Consider the following 24,902-nt stretch of genomic DNA (forward strand, 5'->3'; position numbering starts at 1 on the left):
GCTTCCCATCGGTCGTTGCTCGAGCCTAAGGTTACGCCTTCGCCGCCGCATCCCAAAGGCCTACCGCGCCAACCGCTTAGACGATCACACGCACCGTCGTCAGCGTTGCACCGAACTCCGGCAAAAACTTTCACCGTTCTTGTGCACGCCTCCCCCACCCGCTAGCGTTGAGTTCGAGGATATTACCGCGGATTCTGAAGTGGTAAACAGGGCTCCAGCTGATCGACGGGGGTTCTATTCATGCAGCAAAGCCGCCCACGGGGGCGAGTATTGCGAATTCGCAACCGACGATTCACTCGGTATGCACACCGAGGGACTGGCCCCGAGGGGCAGGAGGCGTAATGAGCCGGAACTCGCTCACCGACAATTGCGAACATTACCGATGCGTGGGAATCGGTATCGGACCAGCAAACTTGAGCCTGGCCTCATTACTGTACGAACAGCCTGACGTGTCGAACTGTTTCTTCGAGAAGCGGCGCGACTTCCGTTGGCACGACGGGCAACTCCTCCCCAACACCTCGCTCCAGGTCTCCATGCTCAAGGACCTGGTCAGCCTCTCCGACCCGACGAACCGCTTCTCTTTCCTGTCCTATCTCCATGCCCAGGGCCGGGTCTACCACTACCTCAATGCGCAGTTCGATGCGGTGCCGCGCAGCGAATTCCGAAACTACCTCGAATGGGTCAGCTCGAAGAACGAGAACCTGATATTCGGCGAAGAGGTCCACTCCATCGAATTCGATGATGTTTTCCTGCTACGCACCGGCAACCGCACGGTGAAGGCCGACAACGTCGTTATCGGTGTCGGCCGCAAGCCTTATGTTCCTCCGGTGGCCGAAAAGCTGCTCGGACCGACCCAGTTCCATATCAGCGAATTCGCCGACAAGGCAGTCGGACTCGCGGGACGACGGGTGTGGGTGATCGGCGGCGGCCAGTCCGGCGCGGAGGCATTTCTCGAGCTGATCTCCCGTCCGCGCGCCGAGCTGCCGCGCCGGGTCGGCTGGATATCCCGGCGCCGCAACTACTTTCCGTTGGACGACTCGCCGTTCACGAACGACTACTACATGCCCGGTTACTCGGAGTACTTCGCCGGCTTACCCGGTGCATCCCGGGACGTGCTCAACGCCGCCCACGTACTGACCAGCGACGGCATCTCCGAGGCCACGCTGCGCGAGATCTACCAGCGCATCTACCTGCACCACTTCGTCGACGGCGCCACCGATCTGGTAGCCCTGTACCCGAACCGCGATGTGCTGGGCGTGACAGGCGATCCCGACTCGGGCTGGGATATCACCTTCACGCACAACGACCAACCGGGCGTGGATGAACATGCCGAGGCGGATGTGATCGTCTGGGCGACCGGTTTCCACGCCGACGACATGGAGTTCCTGTCCCCCGTCGCGGACCGCCTGGAACGCGATCGGGACGAATACAAAATCGACTCGGATTTCGCGGTGTGCTGGGACGGCCCCGCCGACCGAAACATTTTCCTGCAGAACGGCGCCCGCCGGCAGCGCGGCTTGGCCGACGCCAATCTGAGCCTCGTCGCCTGGCGCAGCAAACGGATAGCCGATCGCCTGCGCGGCATCCGCTCCGACGACCCACACGATTCGTTTCTCGAATGGTCGGCCAAGGCTCCCGACGACCGGAGCGTAGAGCGATGACGAACAGCACCGTCGCCGTCGTGGGCGCGGGCATCGTCGGTTGCCTCGTTGCGCGCGAGGTGATTTCGCGCGCCCCCGACACCCCCGTCGTGGTGTTCGACCGAGATGGGATCGGCACCGGCGCCAGCAGACGCTCCGCAGGTCTGCATTTCCCGCGCGGCGCAACCGAACGGGTGCGGCAGATGACCGCGTACAGCCACGATTTCTACGCCGACCTCGCCGCGAAACATCCTGCCCTGCCCATACATTCGCTCGGCATGACCGTGGTGGCGACAGAGACCGCCGCACAGCTCGATGCGGTCTATCTCGACCGTGCCGCGCTGACACCGACGGAAACGGTGCCTGCCGACGTCCGGTTGCCACCGGGCGCCCGCGCCTGGCGCGGCAACGGATGCCACTACGCCGACGTACCCGCGGTCGCTCAGGCGGTGGCCCGCGAGCTGCGTCCGCACGTCACCTTCCGGGAAGGCGTGCGAGTCACCGCCGTCGAAGACGCGGGTTCGGAGGTGCTGATCCGGCTCAGCACCGGGAAGACGTGCCCGGCCGGACGCGTGGTGCTGGCCCCTGGCCCCTGGCTGGCCGATCCAGCATGGCGCGAGCTCGTCGCCCCCCTGCACGCGCGAGTCAAGAAGGTCGCCGCGATCCACATCGAGCAGGAGCCGAGACGCGACGACGGCGCCATCGTGTTCCAGGACGAGGACGCCTTCCTGCTGCCGCTGCGGCACAGCAGGCACTGGCTGTTCAGCTACACCCACCAGGAGTGGGATGTCGACCCCGACACCGTGTCCGACGGGCTCGACGAGAAAGTTCTCGACGCGGCCCTGCCGCTGCTGCACCGGTACTCACCCACGCTGGCCGAACGCGCCGCAGGCGGTCGCGTGTTCTGCGACGCCTACAGCGCCGATCGGGAGCCGCAGGTGCGCGCGCTCGACCCGGCCGGACGGGTGATCTTCGCCGGTGCCGCCAACGGGTCGGGCTACCGGCTCGCCCCGGCGATCGCGGCCGAGGCCGTCGGCCTGCTGCAACTGGACGGGGAGACAAGTCAGCCACCGAAGGAGATGAGTCCCGCGTGATCATCAATCGTTTCGACACGGCCGAACTGCACTCCGCATTCGGCATCGACATGAGTTCGATCGATGGATTCGGCTTCGGCGCCGGCTGGGTCCGGGTTCCGCCCGGCGGCCGGTCCGATCCGCACCAGCACGACGAGACCGAGCTGTTCCTGGTGGTCAGCGGTCACGGCGACGTCATCGTGGACGGCGGCCGGCATCCCGTCGCACCGGGCATGGCCGTGCTGTTCGATCCGTTCGAGACCCACGTCGTCGAGAACACCGGGTCCACCGAGCTGGTGTTCTTCGACCTGTACTGGCGCGATCCGAGCCGGGCCGCCCGCGCGGCGACCGGGCGCAGCGACCGGCGGCGTTTCGGCGAGCGGCCGATCTTCGTGTTCTCCACGCCGCCGACTCCCAATGGGGATCTGCATCTCGGGCATCTGTCCGGCCCGTATCTGGGGGCGGATGTCTTCGTCCGGTTCCAGCGGATGAACGGTGCGCAGGCCTGGCACCTCACCGGCAGCGACGACTATCAGAGCTACGTGGTCGAACGGGCCAGGCGCGAGGGCAAGGACCCCGCCGCGACGGCGGCCTACTACAGCGCCGAGATCGCCGAAACGCTGCGGCTGATGGACATCGAGCCCGACCAATACACGGTGACCGATACGGAACCCACCTACCGCGCCGGACTGCAGGCGTACTTCTCCCGCCTCGTGAAGTCGGGATCTATTGCGCCGCAGGAAGGTAAAGCGCTCTTCGATGCCACGACGCACGACTACCTGTACGAGGCCGACGTGACGGGCGGCTGCCCCGGCTGCGGCGCGGTAACCGGCGGAAACATCTGCGAGGGCTGCGGCGAGCCCAATTCCTGTGTCGACCTGACCGATCCGCAGTCGAAGCTCTCGCAGGACACCCCGCGCATCGACACGATCACCAGGTTCACCCTCCCGTTGCACGAGTTCGCCGCCGAACTCGCGGCACATCACCGGTTGGGCCGCGTTCCGGCGCGGCTGCGCGAACTGGCCGGCCGATTGTTCGCTCGCCCCCGACTCGATGTGGCGATGACCCACCCCGCGAACTGGGGCGTGCCGCCCGCCGAACCCGACGTGGCCGGACAGGTCATCTGGGTCTGGCCGGAGATGTCTTACGGCTTCCTGCACAGCATTTCGGCGCTGGGCCGCCGCCTCGGCCGGAACTGGCGGGCGGACGAGCCCGAGCAGGACTGGAAGATCGTGCATTTCTTCGGCTACGACAACAGCTTCTACCACTCGATCCTGTACCCCGTGCTGTACCGGCTGGCCTTCCCCGACTGGCAGCCGGATATCGACTACCACGTCAACGAGTTCTATCTCCTGGACGGCGGCAAATTCTCCACCAGCCGACGGCACGCGGTCTGGGGCAAGGAGATCCTGACGCCGGACAGCGTGGACGGAGTGCGGTACTTCCTTTCCCGGACGCGGCCGGAGTCGAGGCGCACCAACTTCACTCGCGAAAGCTATACGGCCGCAGTACGCGACGAACTGATCGGCACCTGGCAGCAGTGGCTCAACGACCTGGGCCACCGCATCCAGACCCGATACGGCGGCCACGCCCCGGACGCCGGCATCTGGACCCCGGAGCACACGGCATTTCTCGGTCGGCTGGGCGCGCGCCTGTCCGCGGTGACCGCCGCCCTCGGTCCAGACGGGTTCTCGCTCGCGGTCGCGGCCGCAGAGCTGCACGGAATCGTCACAGACACACGCCGATTCGTCGACCAGGAAAGCGCCGTGGCAACGGCCGAGGAGTGGCACGACGAGGCCCGTACCGCGGTGGCGCTGGAACTCGCCGCGGCGCGGTTGCTCGCCCACTGCGCCACGCCGCTGCTGCCCCGGTTCGCCGCGCGGCTCGGCGCAGCCCTCGACGAGGAGCGCCCGAACGAATGGCCACACACCGTGGAACTCGTGCCTGCCGGAACCCGGGTGGACCTGGTGCGCGAGTTCTTCGCCGAGCCCTCGGTCGAGGTGGCGGAGCCGGTCGGGGTGGGGAGCGCTTGATGGATTCGGTGATCAACCAGATCGTCGCGACGCCGCCCCCGGCCGGCTACCACGCCACCTTCGCGCGGCTGGGCAAGACGGAATCCATCGAACTGCGTGAGCTGGCTGCCGGTGCCGAACGCCTGGCGGTTCGGCTCCGCGAATTGGGTGTGGGGCAAGGGGATCGGATCGGCATCCTCGCTGCGAACTGCCTGGAGTGGGTGCTGCTCGATCTGGCCGCGCTGCGGTGCAAAGCGGTGACCGCGGGGCTCGAGCCCGGCAAGTTCGAGCCCGACGCGGCGCTGCTCGCCCGCTACGACCTGAAGCTGCTGTTCACCGATCAGCCGTCCACCGCCGCCGGTGTCCGGCCGATCAGCGAGGCGCGCGTGCTCGCCGAACAACCGGCCGACCCCCTGCCCGAGGTCCGGTACGACAGCGAAGAGGCGACCACCCTCAAGTTCACCTCGGGCAGCACCGGCGTGCCGAAGGGCTTGGCGGCCAGCGTCGGCAGCATCGACAGCTCACTGCGCGCCGTCCAGGCAATGTTCGCGCACGGCCCCGGCGACCACCTGTTCGTCTTCCTGCCGCTGGCCCTGTTGCAGCAGCGGTACTGGATCTACTCGGCGCTGTGTTTCGGCCACGACGTCACGGTCAGCACCTACGAGGCGGCGTTCACGGCAATGCGACAGGTGCGGCCCACCGTAGTGATGGGAGTGCCGGGCTTCTACGAGACCGTGAAACGGCATCTGGCGGCACAGACCGATCCGCAGGTGGCGGCCAAGGAGATGTTCGGCGACCGAATCCGGTACCTGTGGACCGGTTCCGCGCCGGCCGGCCCGGACATGCTGCGTTTCTTCACGAACCTGGGCCTGCCCATCTACGAGGGCTACGGCATGAACGAGACCTGCATTGTCGCCAAGAATTATCCGGGCGCGAGCAAGGAAGGCAGCGTCGGACGCGTGGTGCCCGGCAAGGAGGTGCTGTTCGACGCCGACGGCGTCATCAGTGTGCGCAGCGACTTCCCGGTGGCACGGCGGTACGAGTACGGCGCGACCGCGCATTCGATGGGCGCGTTCGCCGCGGATGGCACGGTCCGGACCGGCGATCTCGGTTACCTGGACGACGACGGCTTTCTGTACATCCAGGGTCGCGCCGACGACGTCATCGTGTTGGCGAACGGCAAGAAGGTCATCGTCCGGCCGATCGAGGAACGCATGGCCGCGAGTGCGGCGATCGAGCACTGCGTGCTGTTCTGTCCGACGCAGACCCAACTCGTCGCGGTCGTCTCGCCGACCAGCGAACCCGCCGACGAAGCGGCGATCACCGAACACCTCGAGCGCACCAACGCAGCGCTGGAGCGCGATGAGCGCATCGCCAGGGTGGTGATCGCGCAACCTCGGTTCAGCATCGAAAACGGGCTGCTCAGTTCGCAATACAAACCGAAACGTCGGCAGATCCTCGAGCAGTATCGACGGGAAATCGGCGAGAAAGGAAGAACACATGCCTGATCTGGACAAGGCCGTGCACGACAACTTCCGGAAGGTGATCGCGTCGAACAACGCAGCCGGTGAGCTCGATCCGGACCTCGACATGGTCGACGACTACGGCCTCACCTCGCTGAACAAGGTCCTGTTCCTGACCGCGGTCTGCGATGACACGGGCATCTCGCTGGCGAGCTTCACCGAGGAGGACGTGGCCGCCATGCGCACCCTGCGCGACGTGACGGCCGCGCTGTCCCGCCACTCCGAAAGCGCGGTCTGACATGGGCTGGGCTGAGCTGGCGCCCGCGCGGCTGGAGAACGACCACGTCCTGCTCCGGCCGATCGAGCCGACGGACCGGGCGGCTTTGTGCGCGATCGCGCTGGATCCGGATATCTGGCGGTACTTCGTCTCGCTGGTGGAGACCGAAGCGGACTTCGACGCGTTCTTCGATGCGGCACTGGATGATCAGCTGGCCGGGCGCCGGGTGGTCTTCTACATCATGGACAAGGCCAGCGGCCGGGCCGCGGGCAGCATGAGCTACGGGAACATGGCCGAGCGGGACGGCAGGCTCGAGATCGGCTGGTCCTGGCTCGGCCGAGACTTCCGCGGCAGCGGGCTCAACCGGTGGGCGAAATATCTACTGCTGGAACACGCCTTCGAGCGGCTCGGCGCGGAACGGGTGGAGTTCAAGACCGACGTGCTCAACGAGCAGGCGCGCCGGGGTCTGCGCAATATCGGAGCGGTCGAGGAGGGTGTCCTGCGCAGCTTCAATCCGATGCCCGGCGGCCGTCGCCGGGACGCCATCTTCTACAGCGTGCTGCGTGGCGAATGGCCCGGCGTCAAAAGCAAATTGGCGGCGTATCCGAAGGTGCAATTGGCGGGCGCCGTCGAATGAGCGCGGTCCTGCGGACTCCGTTCGTCCGAGCCGAGGGTGATTCCTTCGCCCTCGGCTATCAGCACGGCAAGGCCAGGGCCGCCGACCTGCGGGCCTTCCTGGACGACGGGTTGTGCCGGTTGAACCGGATCCTGCCCGAGCCGGTGTCGCTGCCGCAGCTACGGCCGACGATCGACGCCTATCTGGCCGAGATCACCGCTGCGACACCGGATCTGGCCGAGGAGATCCGCGGCCTCGCCGCCGGGGCGGCTATCGACCCGTACGAGGCCGCATTGCTGCAACTGCGCCGCGAAATCCTCGGCTATCAGAAGATTCCGACCGCCGGGGACTGCACCACGTACGCGCTGGCCGGTGCCGAGCCCGTGCTGGCGCAGACCGTGGATCTCAACGGCAATCTGGACGATCAGATCAGTGTGCTGGAGATCGCGCGTGCCGGGACGTCCCGGCGCGTTCTCGTGCTCAGTTTCGGCGGCCTGCTCGGCTACCTCGGCCTCAACAGCGACGGTCTCGCGGTCGGGTTGAATCTCGTGCTCGGCGGCGAGTGGCATCCGGGTGTGCCGCCCTACCTCGCCATCCGGCATCTGCTCGACAACGCGGGCTCCGTCGAGGAAGCGGTGCGCGTGTTGCGGAAGCTGCCGCTGGCGAGTTCGCGCAACATCGTGTTGTGCGACAAGGACACTGCCGCCTATGTCGAGGTGCTCGACTCGGATTTCCGGGTCGAGTACGGCCTGAACACCGTGCACACCAATCATTTCCTGCATCCCGACCTCGCACCCCGGGACGAGATCAACGTGTTCGCCCGCAATTCGTCGGTCCGCAGACTCGAGCAGTGCCGCACCCGGCTCGCCACCGTGCCCGCCGACCCGGAAGACCATTTCGCCGTGCTGTCCGCACCGCCGATCAACGTCACGGACAACGGTGACATCCGCCGCGAACGCACCGTCGCCGCCGTCGTGCTGTGTCCGAGTCGCGGACGGCTGCACCTGCGGCCGGGTGACCCCGCGGTGCACGCCACCGAAATCTTCACGCTGTCCCAGGAGCAACGATGAGCTTCGATGCGGGCATCCTCGCCCTCCCCTTCTACGAGCCGCGACATGTGCAGCGCGCGAGGCAGATCGAGAGCTGGTGCGCCGAGCACGCCGAGCTGTGGGACGACCCGGCCGATCCCGATGCGACCGGGCTGCGGATCCTGCGGGCACTGGGCGAACACGGCTGGCTGGCGGCGCTGGATCCCGCTGCGGGGCCGGAAGGCCTGGCGGCAGGCGACTGCCGCTCGCTGTGCCTGCTGCGCGAGGCGCTGGCCTACGCCGACGATCTCGCCGACTTCGCCTTCTCGATCCAAGCCCTCGCCGCGACGCCGATCATGCGGCACGGCAACGAAGAACAGCAGCGGCGGTATCTGGCGCCGATGGCGAAAGGCACCCTGTGCGGCGCGTTCGCCATCTCCGAACCGGAGGTCGGTTCGGACGTCGCCGCGATCGGCCTACGGGCCGAGCGGGTTGCCGATGGTTATGTGCTGAACGGCAACAAGGCGTGGATCGCCAACGGCGGTATCGCGGACCTGTTCTGCGTCATCGCGCGGACCGGCGAGGGTCCGGGCGCACTGGGCTTGACCGCGTTCCTGGTGCCCGCGAACACACCGGGACTGACGGTGGGGCAACGAGTTCCGCTGATCGCGCCCCGTTCTTTCGCTGATCTCGAGTTCGCGGACTGCCACCTGCCGCAGGACAGCGTGCTCGGCAGGCCGGGCGGCGGTTTCGTGATCGCGATGGAAGTACTCGAACGGTTTCGGATGACCGTGGGCGCCGCGGCAATCGGGTTCGCGCGCCGGGCCACCGACGCAGCGCTGACCCACGCGAAGAACCGGTCGATGTACGGCGCTCGGCAGTTCGACCTGCAACTGGTGAAGGCGACGTTCGCGGAGATCGAGGTGGAGCTGAACGCCGCGGCGTTGCTGGTAGCCCGCGCCGCGTGGGAGGCCGACCGCGGCGATCCGGCGGCGGCGAAACACTCCAGCATCGCCAAGCTGTACGCCACCGAACACGCGCAACACATCGTGGACGCCTGCGTGCAGGTCTTCGGTGCCGCGGGACTGGTCGCCGACAGCGTGCCGGAGCGGCTGTACCGGCAGATCCGGTCGCTGCGGATCTACGAGGGCACCTCCGAGGTGCAGAAGATGATCATCGCGGGCTCGCTGGGCGGCCGGGGGCGGGCGAAATGAGCGCGTTCCTGTCGCGGCCGCCCCGCCGCTCGGCGCGGGTGCGGCTGTTCTGCTTCCCGCATTCCGGCGGCGGCGCTTCGGTTTTCCGTGGCTGGCATCAGGAGCTGCCGGGTTGGGTGGACGTGCTGCCGGTGCTGCTGCCCGGACGGGAAGAACGCGCGGGCGAGCCGCCGCTGGCCGATCTGGATGTCTTGACCGACGCGGTCGTCGACGCGCTCCGTCCACATCTCGACGCGCCCTTCGCGCTGTTCGGGCACAGCCTGGGCGGCCTGCTGGCGTACCGGGTGACGCAGCGGCTGCACCGCGACGGCGCACCCGCACCGACCGCACTGCTGGTGGCAGGTCTGGCCGCGCCGCACCGGCTCACCCCGGACCCCATGCACGAACTGCCCGACGACGAGCTGCTCGACCGGATCTTCGAGATGGGCGGCACCCCAGCCGAATTGCGCGATGAGCGCGATCTGCTGCGCGCGGCGCTGCCCGCGTTGCGCGCGGACGTCACGATATTCTCCACCTACCAGCATCGGCCCGGCGCACCGGTGCAGTGCCCGATCGTGGTCTTCAGCGGCCGGGACGACATCATGGCCGCACCGGACGCCGCCGCCGCGTGGGGTGAACTCACCGACGGGACTCTGCGAACGCGCGTGCTGCCGGGCGGCCACTTCTTCGTCCGGACGCATCGTCGCGAGCTGACCAGGATGATCACCGCCGAGCTGCGCCGTTTCCTGCCGCCGGTCGACCGGCCACGTTCGGCCGCTGCCCCGGAGCCCGCCCGCCACGGACGTATCGAACCGGTGGCCGTCGTCGGCATCGGCTGCCGGCTGCCGGGAGCCGATGACCCGCAAGCACTCTGGCGGTTACTCGTCGACGGCGTGGATGCCGTGACCGAGGTGCCGGAGCGGCGCACCGAGCACCCCGCTGTGTTCGGCAGGCTGCCCGCGGTGCCGTCCGGATTCCGCCGTTTCGGTGGATTCCTGGACGACGTCGAGGGTTTCGATGCCGCCTTCTTCGGCATCTCCCCCCGAGAGGCCGACCGGATGGATCCGCAGCAGCGGCTGCTGCTGGAGGTGGCCTGGGAAGCCTTGGAGGACGCCGGGATTCCACCGACTGCGCTGGCAGGCACGCGCACCGGCGTGTTCGTCGGGCAGATGGGCCGGGACTACTGGGAATTGCAGGCGCGGCAGAGTTCACTCGACCTGCACGCGCTGACCGGTGGCGGGTTGTCCTCGTTCCTGTCCGGCCGCATCTCGTTCGCTCTGGACCTGCGCGGTCCGAGTGTCTCGGTGGATACCGCGTGCTCGTCATCGCTGACCGCGGTGCATTTAGCCTGGCAGAGCCTGCAACTCGGGGATTCGGACCTGGCGCTGGCGGCCGGAGCGAATCTGGTGCTGCTGCCCGAGCTGGCCGCCATCTACGAGCAGGTCGGGTTGATGTCGCGGCGGGGTCGCTGCCGGTTCGGCGACGCCACCGGTGACGGCTTCGTCCGCTCCGAAGGCGTCGGCGTGGTGGTGCTCAAACCGCTGGCGCAGGCCCGCGCCGATGGGAATCGCGTCTACGCGGTGATCGCGGGCAGTGCGAGCAATAACGATGGCAGCGGCGGTGGTTCGCTGGTTGCTCCGGCGCAGGAGGCACAGGAACGGCTGCTGCGTGACGCATTGGACCGGGCGGGGATCGATCCCGCCGCGGTGGATTATGTGGAAGCCCATGGCACCGGCACCAATACCGGTGACGCCATCGAGTTGCGGGCCCTGTCCCGCGTGTTCGCTGGAACGCGGCCGGCGGGGCGGCCCTGCCTGGTCGGCTCGGTGAAGACCAATATCGGCCACCCCGAGGGGGCTGCCGGTATCTCGGGATTCATCAAAACGGTGCTGAGCCTGCATCATCGGCTGATTCCGGCGAATCCGCTGCTGACCGAGCCGCATCCGGTGCTGCTCGAGCCGGACACGCCGCTGCGGATGCCGACCGAACCTGTTGCGTGGCCGGATGGTTCGGCACCGGTCGCGGGTGTGACGTCCTTCGGTCTGTCCGGCACCAACGTGCACGTCGTGCTCACCGCGCCGCCTGTTGATTCGACACCGGACGACGATGACGAGCCACAGCCCCTGGTACTGCCCCTGTCTGCGCGCGATCGTGATGCGGCACAAGTCCTTACGGCCGCCTACGCAGACCGGCTCGACGGCACCGATCCGGTCACTGCGCGGCGGGTGTGCGCCGTCGCCGCGCGCGGTCGAGCACACCACGAATGGCGTTCGGCAGTAACCGCGCTCGACGGCGACGGGCTGGCCGAGGCGTTACGCGCCCAGCTGCCCGATGAGGTCACGCAGCGGCCGACCGGCGGAGTCCGCATCGCCTTCGTCTTCCCCGGACACGGCAGCCAGTGGGTCGGCATGGGCCGCGAGCTGCTGGACAGCTCCGCCGCCTTCCGCACCACGATCGAAAACTGCGACGCGGCAATCCAATCCGCGGCCGGTTGGTCCCTGTTGAAGGTGCTCGCCGACGACGACGGGGCGGAGCTGGCGAAGACCGCGGTGATCCAACCAGCCGTGTGGGCCATGCAGGTCGCCTTGGCGCAACACTGGCGCTCCTGGGGCATCGAGCCCGATGTAGTCATCGGTCACAGCTTCGGCGAGGTGGCCGCAGCCACGGTCGCCGGGGCCATCGATCTGCGCGCGGCGGCCGAACTCATCTGTCGCCGAGGCGAACTCACGTCGCAGGCGGATGGCCTGGGTGGCATGGTCGCCGTGGCAATGCCGGGCGACGAGGCACAGGCCGCGGCCGCGCGCTACGGCGACCGGCTCGTGGTGGCCGCGCGCAACAGCCCGCGGCTGACCGTGCTGTCCGGCGAAAGTGACGCGCTGGACGAGTTGCTCGCCGACCTGCGCGACACCGGGGTGCGTGCCGGGCGGGTGCGGATCAACTTCGCCTCGCACAGCCGGTTCATGGATCCGCTGCGACCGCAGTTGAGCACCGCGTTAGCCGGGCTGCGGGCAGAACCGGTGACTGTACCGTTGCGGTCCACCGTCACCGGTGCGCGCATGTCCGGCCCTGATCTCGACGCTCGGTACTGGGCCGACAACCTGCGGTCCACCGTTCGGTTCGCCGACGCGATCACCGCCGAAAATGCGCTGGGGCCAACGGTTTTCCTCGAGATCAGCCCGCATTCGGTGCTGGTGCAGGCCATCGAGCAATGCCTCGCCGACAGTGCCTCCGGTACGGCGGTGGCCGGATTACGCAGGGACACCTCCGAAACCGCTCGCCTCGCCGAGATCGTCGCCCGCCTCTACACCGCCGGTGTCGATCCGGACTGGTCCGCGATCTATCCGACGCTCGGCATTCCGGACGAGATGCCCACCTACCCGTGGCAGCGGCGGCGTACCTGGTTCACTCCTGCCGAGTCGGTAGCGGACACACCGGTCCACTCGCAGCCTGCCCCACCGGCACCGGAAGTCCCGGCCGGTGGCGGCCTGCTGGACACCCTGACCGCCGAACTCGGCGCGGTACTCGGCCTTCCGGCGCAACGGATTCCGCGTCGGCGGCCCTTGCGCGACGTCGGGTGTGACTCGCTGGCCGCCGTCGAGATACGTGCCAGGCTGGCACAACGGTGGGGAACCGAGATTTCGTCGAGCGCGGTGCTCGCCGCCAGCGTCGAAGACCTCGCCGAGGCGATCATCGCTGACCACCCGGATGCGGGTGGCCGGAGAGAAATGGAGGGATAGCCGTGACTTTGCCGCAATATCCCGGAGGCGGTCCTGCCATGCCGTCGCTACCGGAGCACGACCCCGACGACCCGGTCGAGAACGCGGTGATCAGCAGGCTCACCGGGAACTGGCATCGGCGCGCGATGGTGAAGCGCCCCGAGCCCGACCTGGACGAGCTGTTCGAACCCGCCCGCCCCGATTATCCGGAGGGTCTGATCCCGTTCCGGGAACATCCGACCTACCGTGCGCTGGACCCCGACACCAAGGCGCGGATGCTCGGCTGGGGCTGGGTGGCTTTCAACAAACACATCATGGACACCGAACAGCACGTGGTGAACCCCACCTTCGCCCTGGTCATCGAGGATACCTTCGACACCGGCCTCGACATGGACATGCTGACCACCGCCATGACGCAGGCGATGCTCGACGAGCAGTACCACACCCTCATGCACCTCAATGCCAGTTCGGTGATGCGGCGCCGCCGCGGCTGGCGGATGCCCGAGACGGCACTACCGCTCGGGCACAAGGCCGCTCGGCTCCGCCAGCGCATGGCCAGGAGCGAGGAGGGCTGGCAGCGCGATCTCAGCGCCCTCGCCTTCGCCACGGTCGCCGAGATCTCGATCAACTCCTACCTCGATCTGATCGCCGAGGACGACGAGATCCAGCCGATCAACAAGGTCACCGCGACCATGCACAACCGCGATGAGTACTGCCACTCCTCGATCGCCGACGAGGTCGCCAAGGCCGTGTACCACCGGCTCGGTCCGGCGCAACGCGCGCTGTTCCGGGAGGCGATGGTCGACGGGCTGGAAGCGTTCGCCGCGAACAACTTCCCCACCTGGCATCGCATCGTCGATCTGGTCGGGGTGGAGGGCGGGCACGAGATGCTGCGGGAGGTCGAGCACGACACGTCGACCAAGCGGCTGCTGTCCAATTTCAGTGGGCTGCACAAGTTCTGCAGCGAGCTGGACATTCTCGAGGAGCTCACGTTCGACTGGTCCACGGTGACGATCGAGGGACAGTGAGGGCCGAATCAGAGGGTGACACTACGGCGCTCGCGGCTAAATCCGCTGTGGCGGTGCCGATCTGGTTGGTGGCGGTCGGCGTCTCGCTGGTCGCGTTGAATCTGCGGCCGCCCATCACGGCGATCGCGACACTGATGCCGCAGGTGCAGCAGCAGGAGGGGTTCAACAGCACCGTGGCCAGCCTGCTGGTGGCGGTGCCGATCGCCTGCTGGGTGGGCTTTTCCGGCCTCACGCCGCGTATCGGGCGCGAGCTGGGTCTCAACCGCACGATCGGTCTCGCGCTGCTGGTATTGCTGGCGGGCTTCGGGATTCGGCTGCTGCCCGGCGTGGTGGCGCTGTTCGCGGGGACCGCGATCATCGGCCTGGCCATCACCGTGGGCAATGTGCTGGTTCCAGCCGCGATCAAGCGCGATCACCCGGGACATGTCGGACTGTTGACCGGGCTCTACACCATGTCCCTGTACACCGGGGCGGCCGCGGCGTCCGGAATCACGCTGCCGCTACAGGACGCCACCGGTCTCGGCTGGCGGGCGACGCTGGGTCTGTGGGCGGTACCCGTCGTCGTCGCGTGGCTGGTGTGGTTGCCCCAGGTGCGGGTCCGCAGCGATGCCGGTGCCGGTCCTGCGTCTGAGGGCGCGCCGCGAAGCTTGTGGTTGCAGCCGCTGGCCTGGGCGGTGACCATCTTCTTCGCCATGCCCGCGTTGCTGTTCTACACCGTGTCCGCCTGGCTGCCAACGATTCTCGTAGATGCGGGCATGGACGCTTCGTGGGCGGGCGGCATGCTCTCGGTGGCCAATCTGGTCGCCGTACCCTCGGCGCTGGCCATGTCCATTGTGGTGAACCGGAGCGAACGGCAGGTCTGGGCCGCGACGTCGACGGGGGCGGTGTTGGCCATCTCCTTTGCAGGACTGTTGATTTCACCGACCGGCGGGGCGATCGTGTGGATGATTCTGCTCGGTGCGGGGTTGGGGGCGGGCACCGCGATCGGGTATTCGCTGCCGCTGCTGCGGTCGCGTGATGCGCAGACGACGGCGAAGCTGACTGCGATGAGTCAGATCGCCGGGTTCGCGCTGTGTGCGGTCGGTCCGGTGCTGGCCGGTGCGCTGCACGATCTGACCCATGCGTGGACTGCGGTGTTGGTGCTGTTGGTGGTGCTGGCCGTCGTGCAGATCGCGTCGGGGGCGCGGGCGGGAACACCACGTTTCGTGTCATGAACCTCGGGTTCGAGACTCCACCAGAAGCTTTGCAATAAGCCCTGAACCCCGCACCGGGGGTAGGAATTACTTGTTGTCGATCTTCCCGATCGGGTCGGCAGCCTCCGCGAGATCGACCTGCACCTGCTTCCATTCGGTGTCGTCGATGCCGAGGGCACTGCGGAGGTAGGCCCAGGCCGCCGTGCGAATCAGCGCCACGCGCTCGGGGCTTTCGTCGGTGGTGTCCTTGGCGTTGTAGGCGTGGACTCCGCCGAGCGAGTGGTCGCCACCGAACACGGTGAGCAGGCTCTGGGCGCCGGGGCTGTAGGTGTACACGTCGGTGAACCAGTCGGGGCCGCGGGTCGAGAGGTGCGACTGGTCGTTGTCGCCCGCGACCACGAGGGTCGGCGTAGTCAGCGCATCGAAGTCGGGCCGCATGAAGGCGAAATTCTGTGCGGCGAACGGCGTCAAGTCGTCGCCGGCGAGACCGGTCGTAGCAAGCAACACACCGGCTTTGACGCGCGAATCGGTCAGGTCGGGGCCGAGCTGGCCGTCCGCGCCGAGAACGCGTGCGCCGAGCAGCATGCCGACGGTTTGCCCGCCCCAGGAGTGGCCGGCGACCGCGATGCGCTCGCGGTCGATGCGATCGCCGAGGCCTGGAACAGCGGCGACGACATGGTCGAGTTCGTCGAGCACCTGCCCGACGTCCTGGACTCGGATGCGCCAGATCTCCGAGTATCGCGGGTCGGCTGGGGTGATGCCGAGGGTGCGTGAGTCGAGGAACGTGGGCTGGAGGACGACGAAGCCGTTGCCCGCCCAGAAATCGACCAGCGGGTCGTACCCGGACATCGACTCGCCGAAGCCGTGCGCGAGGACGATGACCGGGAGGTCCGTGCCGACGGTGGGCGCCGACACGCGCACCTGGAGGTCGACGCCGCGCTGCGGTGCGGACAGGACGACCGGCTTGACGCTGATGATCGGCGTGGTCAGAGCGGGGACGGCGCTCGTAACAGGTGTGGACATGGGGATGTTTCCTTCGATCGACGATGAATGCCGCAGCCGGGCCGCGGCAGCTTCCGACGGCGTGGAGCACCGGATAAGGTGTTAATCGGAACGCTGCTCCGAATATACGGAGCGATGTTCCGCTTAGCAAGAGGAACTCGAAACCCTGGAAAAGGAGGGCAGCGTGGAGCCGACCGGCAAACGCGCGGACGCCCGGCGCAACGAGAAGGCGCTGCTCGATGCCGCGGCATCGGTCTTCGTCACCGACGGGGTGGACGCACCCGTTCGCCGGATCGCCGCCGCGGCAGGCGTCGGCATGGGCACGATCTACCGCCACTTCCCCACCCGCGCGGACCTCGTCGTCGCCGTCTATCGACACCAGGTCGACGCCTGCGCCGAAGCCGGGCCCGCCCTGCTCGCGTCAGCGGCGTCTCCGTTCACCGCGCTGCGTCAATGGGTGGAACTTTTCGCGGACTTCCTGGTCACCAAACACGGGCTCGCCGCGGCGATGCGAAATGACCCCGAGACCTTCACCGCTCTGCACGCACTGTTCCTCGATCGCCTCGTGCCGGTGCTCGACGACCTGCTGAACGCCGCAAGGAACGCGGGCGAGGTCACTGCCGAATTCACCGCCTACCAGCTACTTCGAGCGATCGGCGACATCTGCGCGGGCGCGGAGATGGTCGACGCGCAGTACGACCCGCGCCTCACCATTCGACTGCTGCTCGATGGGTGCCGGTAGAGACGGAACGCCACGGCGGAACGCTCAGGCTCGGTCGAATTCAGCGCATGCGCTGGTAGCGATGCGCGGGCTCTACGGTTTGTCCGGACCAATTCTGCGCGGCTTGACCATGCGCCGCGCGCCTGCGGCCGGCGCATCGTCGCCGGCTCGTTTCCGCCGCAGCGCACCGAGATCGATGACACTCGCGTCCTGTTCGGCTTTGCCCGGATCACCCTCCGGCGGGGCGTGCCACGTCGCGCCCGGGTCGACCGGCCATGCCCCGGTCTCCCGCTGCAATTCTGAACGCATAACGGGCCTGGTCGGGGCGGAATCGTGGACAGAGCCGCCTTCCGAACGCCACGTTTTGCGCGGACGCTCGCCCGCGTCCTCCGTCATCCGCCGCGGACGATGCGGCAACCGAATGAGTTTCGACGCGCCGTCTCCCGCCTCGGAGCGACCGGTCTCACCCGTCTTCATACCTTCCAGCTTTCTGCGCACCCGTTCCACCGCATCGAATCTGTTCTCACCTGGCCCCGGCGAGGAGTCGCGACCAGGCACTTCCCGCTCCGACATCGAGCTAGCAGCCGACGAATGCCGTGGCACTCGTCAGCGCCACTGTCGCCGGTACCCCGAGCTGATCTTTGAACTTCGTCCTGATTGCATAGCTCACGCCCGTATTCTCCCTCAGAACTGTCGCCCGCGTTTTCTGCCCTGTCCCCAGTGCTGTCGAAGCCGGGCCCGCACCATCCTCGCCCAGCAAGTAACCACCGTGATCAGCGCTCGTTACGGCACCAGCAGATACCACTCCGCGAACGTGCCCCGAATGGGCCAGGAGACCGCCATCACCTTGGCAGGCCCCATCCCCACCCACAAATCAGTCGTTTCGGTATCGCCCTGCGCCGCACCGGTCCGGACGTAGACATCCTGTGTGCGCAGACCCGCCGAACCCACCCATCCCAGCTTCACCCGGTTGCCGCACGGCCCACCCAGATAACCCCGGGGCGTCACATGCGCCAGCACATGACCGGGACGATCCGGCGCAGCCTCCAGCGCGATATCGATCGCGCCCGCACAGAGCTTCGCCTCACCGAACGAGTAGAGCGTGCTGCCGATCGTCGTGAATTGCGGCAACGGATCCGCCTGCGCCGGAGCCGCCGCCACCAACGCCCCGATCACCGCCGACACTATCCCCGCCACCATTCGCCGCGCCCACATCAGTCGATATCCCTTCCCACATAACACCATTCGTGGCAGCGCCACTCACCGCAGCCGGACACCCCGATCGCACACCATCGCGTATCGGGGTTGTTTCACGGGTCAGCGTAGCGAAACAACCGACTCGCGGCGCCAAGTTAAGCCCCACCTAATCCCTTCTGAAGTTCAACTCCGCCAACAGAATTCGCTTGATCGCGCCGATCCATGTATCCCCCGAGTATCAGGGGCAGGACAACTCGGGACTTTCTCCGCCGCCCCGCCTTTCCTAACGTTGTCGCCAACCCCGTCGACTGCACCGGCGCCGAGTCGGCGAACTCAATCCTCGGTCGAGCTGATGGATTCGTCACAGGCGTTCCGCGGACGCGCCGGTCCGCAACGTCATCCATTGAAAGGAATCATGCGAAACTCCCTATGGGTTGCCCCTGTTTTCGCGACCGCGCTCATGTTGGCCGGGACGAGTACCGCTGCGGCCGAGACCACCGCCAATGCCATCGGCGGCGCCGAGCAGATCACGGTGTCGGTGAATTCCGACGAAAAATACTGGGTCGGGATGGTGCAAGTGGACGATCAACTCCAGGATTTCGTGCTCGGGCCGGGTGGTGAGGGGATTGTCGGCCCGTCGTACGTCATCAAGAATGTCCGACCAGGTAGCCACCGCGTGGTGATCACCGTCGGCATCAACGGCGGTTTCGGAAATACGATGCTCGACCGGAATGTCGAGGTCAGCAAAGCGGAGGCTCCGCCCACAGGTTCCGCAGGTCTATGACCGGTCAGTTCACGTCCGCTCGCATAGAAGGCTCATGCGCATCATGCATGAGCCTTTATGCATGCCAAGAATGTCATCCGGACGTCGGTGGGGTCGTCCTCCGATAGGAGGACGCGGTCGGAACGGCTCGGGCCTTACGTTTGACCCGGCGCAGGACGGGCCCGAAATACCGCCTGCGGCATCACGATTGCCGAATACATTCACGACAGGTGGAGACGGAAATGCTGGACGTTATTCGTGACAATCCGGTCGCGACCATGATTGTGGTATCCGAGGTCGGGCTGTGGGTATTACTGGCGGCGGGGATGATCGCGCGGTACCTGTTGCGGTTGCGGTCGATGGGCGCTGCACTGCTGTGGGGAATTCCACTGCTCGACGTCGCCCTTATCGTCGCCGCCGCCGTCGATCTGCACCGCGGCGCGCAACCGGGCCTGATCCACGGACTCGCCGGGGTGTACCTCGGTGTCAGTGTCGCCTTCGGTCCTGCCATCGTGCGCTGGGCGGACGTGCGTTTCGCACACCGATTCGCCGGAGGCCCGGCGCCGGTGAAGCCGGCGAAGGGTACGCCCGAGAAGGTGGCGGCCCTGTGGCAGGAGTGGAATCGCGCCGTGCTCGCTGCGACGATCGCCTCGGTGGCGCTGGGATTGATCATCGTCACTGTTGCGGAAGGCGAGCAGGCGACCAGCCTGTGGTGGTGGGTCGGCCGGTCCTGGACCGTCGTCGGACTGTGGCTGGTATTCGGTCCGCTGTGGGAAGAAATGTCCTCGCCCCGCAAAGCAAAGCAGTCGTGAGCCATCACCGAAATGACGCAGGCATTCTCTGCACTCGTTGTCAGACAACACCATTCAGCGTTCGCGCAAGGTAGCGCTCGAGGTCCGGCCCGTCGGCCGGTGCCAGCACGTGCTCGATCCAGGCGCGACGCTCGAAGTCGATAATGCCCAGTTCCCACACACATCCGATCGCCGGACTGGGATGGACGCCGAGTTCGCCGGTCTCCAACCCCGGTGCTGAGAAGAGCTTCTGGTGCACCTCATTGTGCTCCGACCACCAGCACGAGGACATAGCAACTCGCTGTGCTCTGGTGTGCAATGACAAAGCCGGCGGCATACCGACCATCCGAACGCGCCGACGCAGGAAACGCAGCGGCAGCCAATTCCACTGCAGCACTTGCCAGTTCCGCGCTAACGGCTATCCCCGGAACCGAAAGCCCATACAACTTCGTGGCCACTCCCCCACCGAGTGGCACCCCAGAAAAGACACCTGACGCGGTCGGTATCCAGTCGAGTCGGTACGCGCACGTTCATCCTGGTTACCCACCTGCTCCATCCAGCCAGGATCCACCATGTGCGCCCGGCGCGCATCAGGTGGCGAACCGGTCGCTCTGGTAAGACTCTCCCGACTCATCGAAAACCGTAGAGCCCGTGCGGGTTACGTACGCACTGGCCTGCGTCACTGTGCCCTACGGTGGCACCGATGCAATCGAACCTGTCCAGCGATGCGACGGCGAATCGGGCGCCCAGTGAGGCGGACTTGCACGCCCCGCTCGACCTTGCCCGCCCCTCGCTGCACGCCGATCTGAGACCCGACACCCCCTTCATATCGGGTCTCAGATCAGCTGGAGCTGGATTCGAATCGCTTCCTTGGGACCCGAATCCGTTTGGTCACTTGCGCCGCAGGATGGCCAGCCGGCAGTGACACATTCGCGATCATTTCTGATCGCAGAGACAGTAAATCACATCCAGCAACATCGAGGGAAGCTCATCCTGCACGAAATCCACTGCTACAGAGGCAGTGTCGACGTCCTCCTACGGGAAGGGATGCTGACCTCACACCGGACGAGCCACTACCGTTGGCACCGAACGCATTTCGTGCACGCACGCAGCAGGGTTCAACTCCCGATCACAAATGACCGCCGGGGTGGCAGACTCTCTGACATGACCGACACCCCGCCGAAAGCGCCCACTCTCGTCTGCGGCACCCGCACACGGACCCAACCCGAAGCTCTGCTTCGCGCTGGTCGGCTCGGGACTGCTCTCCTGGCCGCGGGAATCAACCGCGGTGACAAATGCGTCATTATGGCGCGCAATGACATCGAGTTCCTCGAAGTGTCGGTGGGCATCGCTTCCACCGGAGGTAACCCGCTGCCGATCAATACCCGATGGACCGCGAGCGAGGTCGCCCACGTCCTGACCGACGCACAGGTACGCCTGATCTTCGCGCATACCGAGTTCGTGCCGGTTCTCGAGGCCGCTCAGGAACGGGCAGGCAGCGATGCCCGGATCATCGAAATCGCCATGGCGCCAGAGCTTCTCGCTGAGGGTGGATGGGATCTCGCCCTGGCCGAGCCCACCGGTCGCCACGACTTGCTGGAAGACTGGATCGCCGCGCACCCCGAGCCGGTCGGGCACATCGAAGGCGCGATTTCCGACTCGATGGGCGTCATCTATACCTCTGGCACCACGGGCAAACCCAAAGGTGTTGCGCGCGAGAGAATGACGCCGCAGCAGCTGCTGAGCATCGCAGGTGCTACCGCACAGCGGATGGGCCTCGCCCCGGGTGTGCCGATGCTGGTCGCCGGGCCGCTCTACCACACTTCGCCGAACGCTGTCGCCGTTCTCGGGCTGCGCATGGGCGCCGACATCGTGATCATGCCGAAGTGGGACGCCCACAAGTTCCTGCAGCTGGTCGACCATCACCGCATCCAGCAGGTCAAGATCGTACCCACCATGGTCTCGCGAATTCTGAGCTTGCCCACGGACATACGCGCTGCCTATGACATCTCGAGCCTCACCCACGTCATTCATTCCGCCGCGCCGTGCCCGCCCGCGTTGAAGAGGGCCGCCATCGACCTGTTCGGCGATGCGCTCTGGGAGTTCTACGGATGCAGCGAAGCAGGCACGATCACCTGGATCAGCGCTTCAGAATGGCTCGAACACCCCGGCAGCGTCGGCCGCGCCACGGACGGCTCGGCGGTGCACATCGGCGACGAGCAGGGTAACCCACTGCCCGTCGGTGAGATCGGACGCGTGTGGGTACGCGGCGCCGACTACTGGCCCCGCTTCGAGTACCTCAACCACGGAGCACCACACTCGCCCATCGAGGGCATGCTGTGGGTCGGCGACCTCGGCTACCTCGACAAGGACGGCTACCTGTATCTGACCGGCCGGGACGCCGAAGTGGTGATCCGGGGCGGAGTGAACATTTACCCCGCCGAGATCGAGAACGCAATCGCCACCTTGGATGGTGTCGAAGACGTGGCCGTGCTCGGCATACCCGACACGGGTGACCTCGGCGAGATCGTGGTCGCCCATATTCTGCTCCGCCCCGGTGCGGACCTCACCGCAGACGCCGTCCGCGAAACACTTTCCGACCAACTCGCGGACTACAAAGTGCCCCGCCACATCGAGATCGTGCACTCCCTGCCGCGTGACGACAGCGGCAAGGTCTACAAGCAACAAATCCGAAACCGCTACGCCGCAGGCGTATCCGTCGAATCCGGTGCCGGAGTGCAATGACGTTCGTCGTCGGCGCGGCGGGCAAGGGCATATTCTCGATTCTCCCGAGCCTGCCGCACGGCGTCGCGCAACTGCCCACTCACCAGCCCACCCACCACGAGAGCCAGCGAAGTCACGCCCGTGGCCACACTGACCGGCGATGCCAACGGAATCACGTCCCCAGTTATGAAGCGCACCGCGACCCCGGCCACCTTCCAAACCGCCCATCCAACTCCAGCTAGGCACCCAGCGAAGGTGCACCAGCGTGTCACACCCCGCTGGAAACGAAACACGAACGTTCCCAGTGCCCCCAACGGCAACCCGAGCCACGCGGCGAACACCAGCTCGTAGACCACGACCCGTGCATCACCCCCATATGCGTTCAGGAAATCGCTGCTCGGGGGAAGATCCGGGCCGGGAAGCCACATCACCACACGCAACACCACCGCGCTGACCACCGCCACCCCGCACAGCAGTCGCAGGCGCCGATGTGTCCCGGTCCCGGCGGGTTGCGCCCCTTCGATGAGCAACAGCAACGCCAGCATCGCCGCCCCCGCGACGACCGCGAACGTCGCCGCCCAGACGCGCCCGTCGGTGGTCAGCGGCGCGCGCGCCCCGCCCACGCCCAAGGGCGCGAAGATCCGCAAACTCAATGCATAGAAAGCGATTCCGGCCCCGAGTAGCTGTTGGGTCGGCCGCGCCCGCCACATTCCGCGGCCGAACAATACCGCCCCTACGCCGAACCCGAGCCAAGACACGGCCGAAACCCATTGCGCGCCCACCAGTTATGCGATCTCCGCGCTTCGTGATATCAGTTCCGAACGACTACCCAGTATCACCAGCTGCGGATCCCGAACGCTTCGGCCAAACCGCGCGCGGCCTGCGGCATCGCCTCCCGGCGCTCCAAGCGCTGCCGCTTGATCTCCAAACCGACCTTGCGCGCGAACCGCTCGCAACAGGCTTCTTGAAACCTCGATCGCGTTGTCGCCCTATAGCCTTTCAGCGTCTGCTGCGTACAGGAGTGCCCACAGAACAAATGCCACAACTCATGAGCGACGATATGAACCTGGAACTCCTCGGCCGCGTCGGCGGGCACCAGAATGACACCGCGGTCGCCATCGCGCACCACCACCCCGGTCAACGGCGTGCCTCGTCGTACCTTCGGGAGCACGAACAGCCGGATTCCTAGCTCATCCGACGCGCGTTCCAGCAGACCGGTCATGGTGTAAGGCCTTGGCACCAGGTGCTTCACAATGCCGTCCATCCGGATCCACTGTGGGCTCATTTATCTCCCCGGTCCCGCTTCCTCGTCTCTGAGCACCTGCTGCGCGATATCGACCAACTCGCGCAACTCCGCGTGCGCCTCCGGGGTCAAATCCCGCATCGCACGCAGGCCAGCCAACTGTAGCTTCGATTCGCGTAATACCGCGGCGATCTCGTCATCGGCGTTCACGGAGAAGTACCCGAGCGGCTTGCCGAAGAACAATGCAATGGCTTCGAGCACGCGGCCATCGACCTTCCGGACCTTGCCCGCACGAATCCGATAGATGTACTGCCGGTCGATATCACGGCCGGTCTCGCTCGCAACGAACGCAGCCACCTCGATAGTTGCCGAACGGCTCCCGCATGGCCAACGCTCGAGAAAGAGGGCATCGACCTTCTCGGCCAGTGACTTGTCATTGTGTCTCACGCAACCACATCCGTAGCGGCCTCGGCCATTTCGCCCCTCATCGCACCAGTTTGGCACCGTCCGAGCACTCAGGACAGCCCGTCTGAAACCGGGTTTCGCTAGCTCGTCAGCTCTTACCAGGCGGTCACCCACTCAACCGTGATCTGGCCTCCATCAGGGCGAAACCGAGCAAGTTGCGGCCGCGCCACCGCTCGGGGTCGGTCGCGTGTACGTCGGTCGCGGCCAGTCCGATACCCCAGACACGGTCCATCGGACTGGCTTCGACCAGCACCCGCTTGCTCGTGCCGAGAAGGTACGCCTTCAGCTGCGCATGCTGCCCGAACTTGGCAACGCTGCCTTCCACGACTACCTCGAAACTCTCAGCCGCCCAGGTCTGCTCATCGAAACCGCGTACCACACGACCCAGCTTCTTCGCCGCTGCCGGACTTCGCGCGGTCGATATTCGCTGCCGTGTCTCCTCATCGCCGAAGATCCGCGCCTTTTCCGCCATCATCCAATGCTCGGCGCAGGGGTACGTCACTCCGTCGATCACGAACGGCGCAGGCCACCACTGACTCAAGCAGTTCGCATCCAGTCCCCCGCCCTTCGAAGGCCGATGGTCCCAGAACATCAGCCATTTCGGATGAGCACCCCCGCGGACCGCCGCAACGAGCTCTTCACGGCTACGGCAATCCACCGGCCTTTCCAACTTCATGCCGCTGATCCTCACACCGACACCGCAACCCAGCCACTCAATAACCTAAGGCAGGGACGCCAACTGACGGCGATCCGTCGG

At 66.5% G+C, this 24,902-nt stretch carries 23 protein-coding genes; 15 read left to right on the forward strand and 8 right to left on the reverse strand.

The window, feature by feature from the left end; all coding sequences use genetic code 11:
* The first annotated feature begins 341 nt into the window (after positions 1-341).
* Genes DMB37_RS12195 through DMB37_RS12245 form a run of 11 tightly spaced genes read left to right on the forward strand, consistent with a single transcriptional unit; the run spans position 342 to position 15,260 of the window.
* A complete protein-coding gene (locus DMB37_RS12195) occupies positions 342-1,661 on the forward strand; it encodes a lysine N(6)-hydroxylase/L-ornithine N(5)-oxygenase family protein (RefSeq protein ID WP_135232793.1) in 1,320 nt (439 codons plus the stop codon).
* Positions 1,658-2,734 carry an FAD-binding oxidoreductase gene (locus tag DMB37_RS12200; protein WP_135232794.1) on the forward strand — a complete coding sequence of 359 codons (1,077 nt, stop codon included), beginning with the start codon at positions 1,658-1,660 and terminating at the stop codon, positions 2,732-2,734. Before DMB37_RS12195 ends, DMB37_RS12200 begins: the two co-directional genes overlap by 4 nt.
* Entirely contained in the window at positions 2,731-4,746 is a 2,016-nt protein-coding gene (locus DMB37_RS12205) for a class I tRNA ligase family protein (protein ID WP_206055239.1), read from the forward strand. Before DMB37_RS12200 ends, DMB37_RS12205 begins: the two co-directional genes overlap by 4 nt.
* The gene (locus DMB37_RS12210; protein WP_135232795.1) at positions 4,746-6,233 is read left to right on the forward strand and encodes an AMP-binding protein; all 1,488 of its coding nucleotides are present in this window, start codon (positions 4,746-4,748) and stop codon (positions 6,231-6,233) included. The genes DMB37_RS12205 and DMB37_RS12210 overlap by 1 nt, the downstream gene beginning before the upstream one ends.
* A complete protein-coding gene (locus DMB37_RS12215) occupies positions 6,226-6,486 on the forward strand; it encodes an acyl carrier protein (protein ID WP_135232796.1) in 261 nt (86 codons plus the stop codon). Before DMB37_RS12210 ends, DMB37_RS12215 begins: the two co-directional genes overlap by 8 nt.
* Before the next feature lies 1 nt (position 6,487).
* Complete coding sequence (locus DMB37_RS12220) at positions 6,488-7,102, forward strand: GNAT family N-acetyltransferase (RefSeq protein ID WP_107658749.1); 615 nt, start codon at positions 6,488-6,490, stop codon at positions 7,100-7,102.
* The gene (locus tag DMB37_RS12225; RefSeq protein ID WP_135232797.1) at positions 7,099-8,151 is read left to right on the forward strand and encodes a C45 family peptidase; all 1,053 of its coding nucleotides are present in this window, start codon (positions 7,099-7,101) and stop codon (positions 8,149-8,151) included. The genes DMB37_RS12220 and DMB37_RS12225 overlap by 4 nt, the downstream gene beginning before the upstream one ends.
* On the forward strand, positions 8,148-9,323 hold the full coding sequence (locus DMB37_RS12230) for an acyl-CoA dehydrogenase family protein (RefSeq protein ID WP_135232798.1): 1,176 nt from the start codon (positions 8,148-8,150) through the stop codon (positions 9,321-9,323). The genes DMB37_RS12225 and DMB37_RS12230 overlap by 4 nt, the downstream gene beginning before the upstream one ends.
* Positions 9,320-13,039, forward strand: a complete 3,720-nt coding sequence (locus tag DMB37_RS12235) for a type I polyketide synthase (protein WP_135232799.1) — start codon at positions 9,320-9,322, stop codon at positions 13,037-13,039. Before DMB37_RS12230 ends, DMB37_RS12235 begins: the two co-directional genes overlap by 4 nt.
* A 38-nt stretch (positions 13,040-13,077) precedes the next feature.
* Positions 13,078-14,046, forward strand: coding sequence for a diiron oxygenase (locus DMB37_RS12240; RefSeq protein WP_135232800.1), 969 nt, complete (start codon positions 13,078-13,080; stop codon positions 14,044-14,046).
* 53 nt (positions 14,047-14,099) lie between these two features.
* Positions 14,100-15,260, forward strand: coding sequence for an MFS transporter (locus DMB37_RS12245; protein ID WP_135232801.1), 1,161 nt, complete (start codon positions 14,100-14,102; stop codon positions 15,258-15,260).
* 66 nt (positions 15,261-15,326) lie between these two features.
* Here DMB37_RS12245 and DMB37_RS12250 read toward each other — a convergent pair whose 3' ends face one another.
* Positions 15,327-16,262: an alpha/beta fold hydrolase gene (locus DMB37_RS12250; RefSeq protein WP_135232802.1), complete on the reverse strand. Its 936-nt coding sequence runs from the start codon at positions 16,260-16,262 to the stop codon at positions 15,327-15,329.
* A 163-nt stretch (positions 16,263-16,425) separates the two neighbouring features.
* Here DMB37_RS12250 and DMB37_RS12255 point away from each other — a divergent pair, with 163 nt between their 5' ends.
* Positions 16,426-16,983 carry a TetR/AcrR family transcriptional regulator gene (locus DMB37_RS12255; RefSeq protein ID WP_167768821.1) on the forward strand — a complete coding sequence of 186 codons (558 nt, stop codon included), beginning with the start codon at positions 16,426-16,428 and terminating at the stop codon, positions 16,981-16,983.
* A 72-nt stretch (positions 16,984-17,055) separates the two neighbouring features.
* Here the strand turns inward: DMB37_RS12255 and DMB37_RS12260 are convergent, their stop codons facing one another.
* Both DMB37_RS12260 and DMB37_RS12265 read right to left on the reverse strand, forming a co-directional pair.
* Positions 17,056-17,469: a hypothetical protein gene (locus DMB37_RS12260; RefSeq protein ID WP_135232804.1), complete on the reverse strand. Its 414-nt coding sequence runs from the start codon at positions 17,467-17,469 to the stop codon at positions 17,056-17,058.
* Between the two features lie 276 nt (positions 17,470-17,745).
* On the reverse strand, positions 17,746-18,138 hold the full coding sequence (locus tag DMB37_RS12265) for a hypothetical protein (RefSeq protein WP_206055240.1): 393 nt from the start codon (positions 18,136-18,138) through the stop codon (positions 17,746-17,748).
* Positions 18,139-18,574: 436 nt separating this feature from the next.
* On the opposite strand from DMB37_RS12265, the gene DMB37_RS12270 reads away from it, so the two are divergent.
* A complete protein-coding gene (locus tag DMB37_RS12270) occupies positions 18,575-18,943 on the forward strand; it encodes a hypothetical protein (protein ID WP_135232806.1) in 369 nt (122 codons plus the stop codon).
* Between the two features lie 209 nt (positions 18,944-19,152).
* Positions 19,153-19,734: a hypothetical protein gene (locus DMB37_RS12275; protein WP_240772361.1), complete on the forward strand. Its 582-nt coding sequence runs from the start codon at positions 19,153-19,155 to the stop codon at positions 19,732-19,734.
* A 40-nt stretch (positions 19,735-19,774) separates the two neighbouring features.
* Here DMB37_RS12275 and DMB37_RS12280 read toward each other — a convergent pair whose 3' ends face one another.
* Positions 19,775-20,005 carry a hypothetical protein gene (locus tag DMB37_RS12280; protein WP_135232807.1) on the reverse strand — a complete coding sequence of 77 codons (231 nt, stop codon included), beginning with the start codon at positions 20,003-20,005 and terminating at the stop codon, positions 19,775-19,777.
* Positions 20,006-20,583: 578 nt separating this feature from the next.
* On the opposite strand from DMB37_RS12280, the gene DMB37_RS12285 reads away from it, so the two are divergent.
* A complete protein-coding gene (locus DMB37_RS12285) occupies positions 20,584-22,458 on the forward strand; it encodes an AMP-binding protein (RefSeq protein WP_240772362.1) in 1,875 nt (624 codons plus the stop codon).
* Here DMB37_RS12285 and DMB37_RS12290 read toward each other — a convergent pair.
* The 4 genes from DMB37_RS12290 to DMB37_RS12305 all read right to left on the reverse strand — a co-directional run bounded on the left by DMB37_RS12290 (position 22,413) and on the right by DMB37_RS12305 (position 24,836).
* Positions 22,413-23,084 (reverse strand): hypothetical protein, encoded by a 672-nt coding sequence (locus tag DMB37_RS12290; protein WP_135232808.1) that lies wholly within the window; start codon positions 23,082-23,084, stop codon positions 22,413-22,415. The two genes, DMB37_RS12285 and DMB37_RS12290, sit on opposite strands and share 46 nt — an antisense overlap.
* A 188-nt stretch (positions 23,085-23,272) precedes the next feature.
* On the reverse strand, positions 23,273-23,701 hold the full coding sequence (locus DMB37_RS12295; protein ID WP_135232809.1) for a hypothetical protein: 429 nt from the start codon (positions 23,699-23,701) through the stop codon (positions 23,273-23,275).
* Positions 23,702-23,722: 21 nt separating this feature from the next.
* Entirely contained in the window at positions 23,723-24,037 is a 315-nt protein-coding gene (locus DMB37_RS12300) for a hypothetical protein (RefSeq protein ID WP_135232810.1), read from the reverse strand.
* Positions 24,038-24,251: 214 nt separating this feature from the next.
* Entirely contained in the window at positions 24,252-24,836 is a 585-nt protein-coding gene (locus tag DMB37_RS12305; RefSeq protein WP_240772363.1) for an NADAR family protein, read from the reverse strand.
* Positions 24,837-24,902 lie beyond the last annotated feature (66 nt).

The organism is Nocardia sp. CS682, from assembly GCF_004634405.1.
Taxonomy (GTDB): domain Bacteria; phylum Actinomycetota; class Actinomycetes; order Mycobacteriales; family Mycobacteriaceae; genus Nocardia; species Nocardia ninae.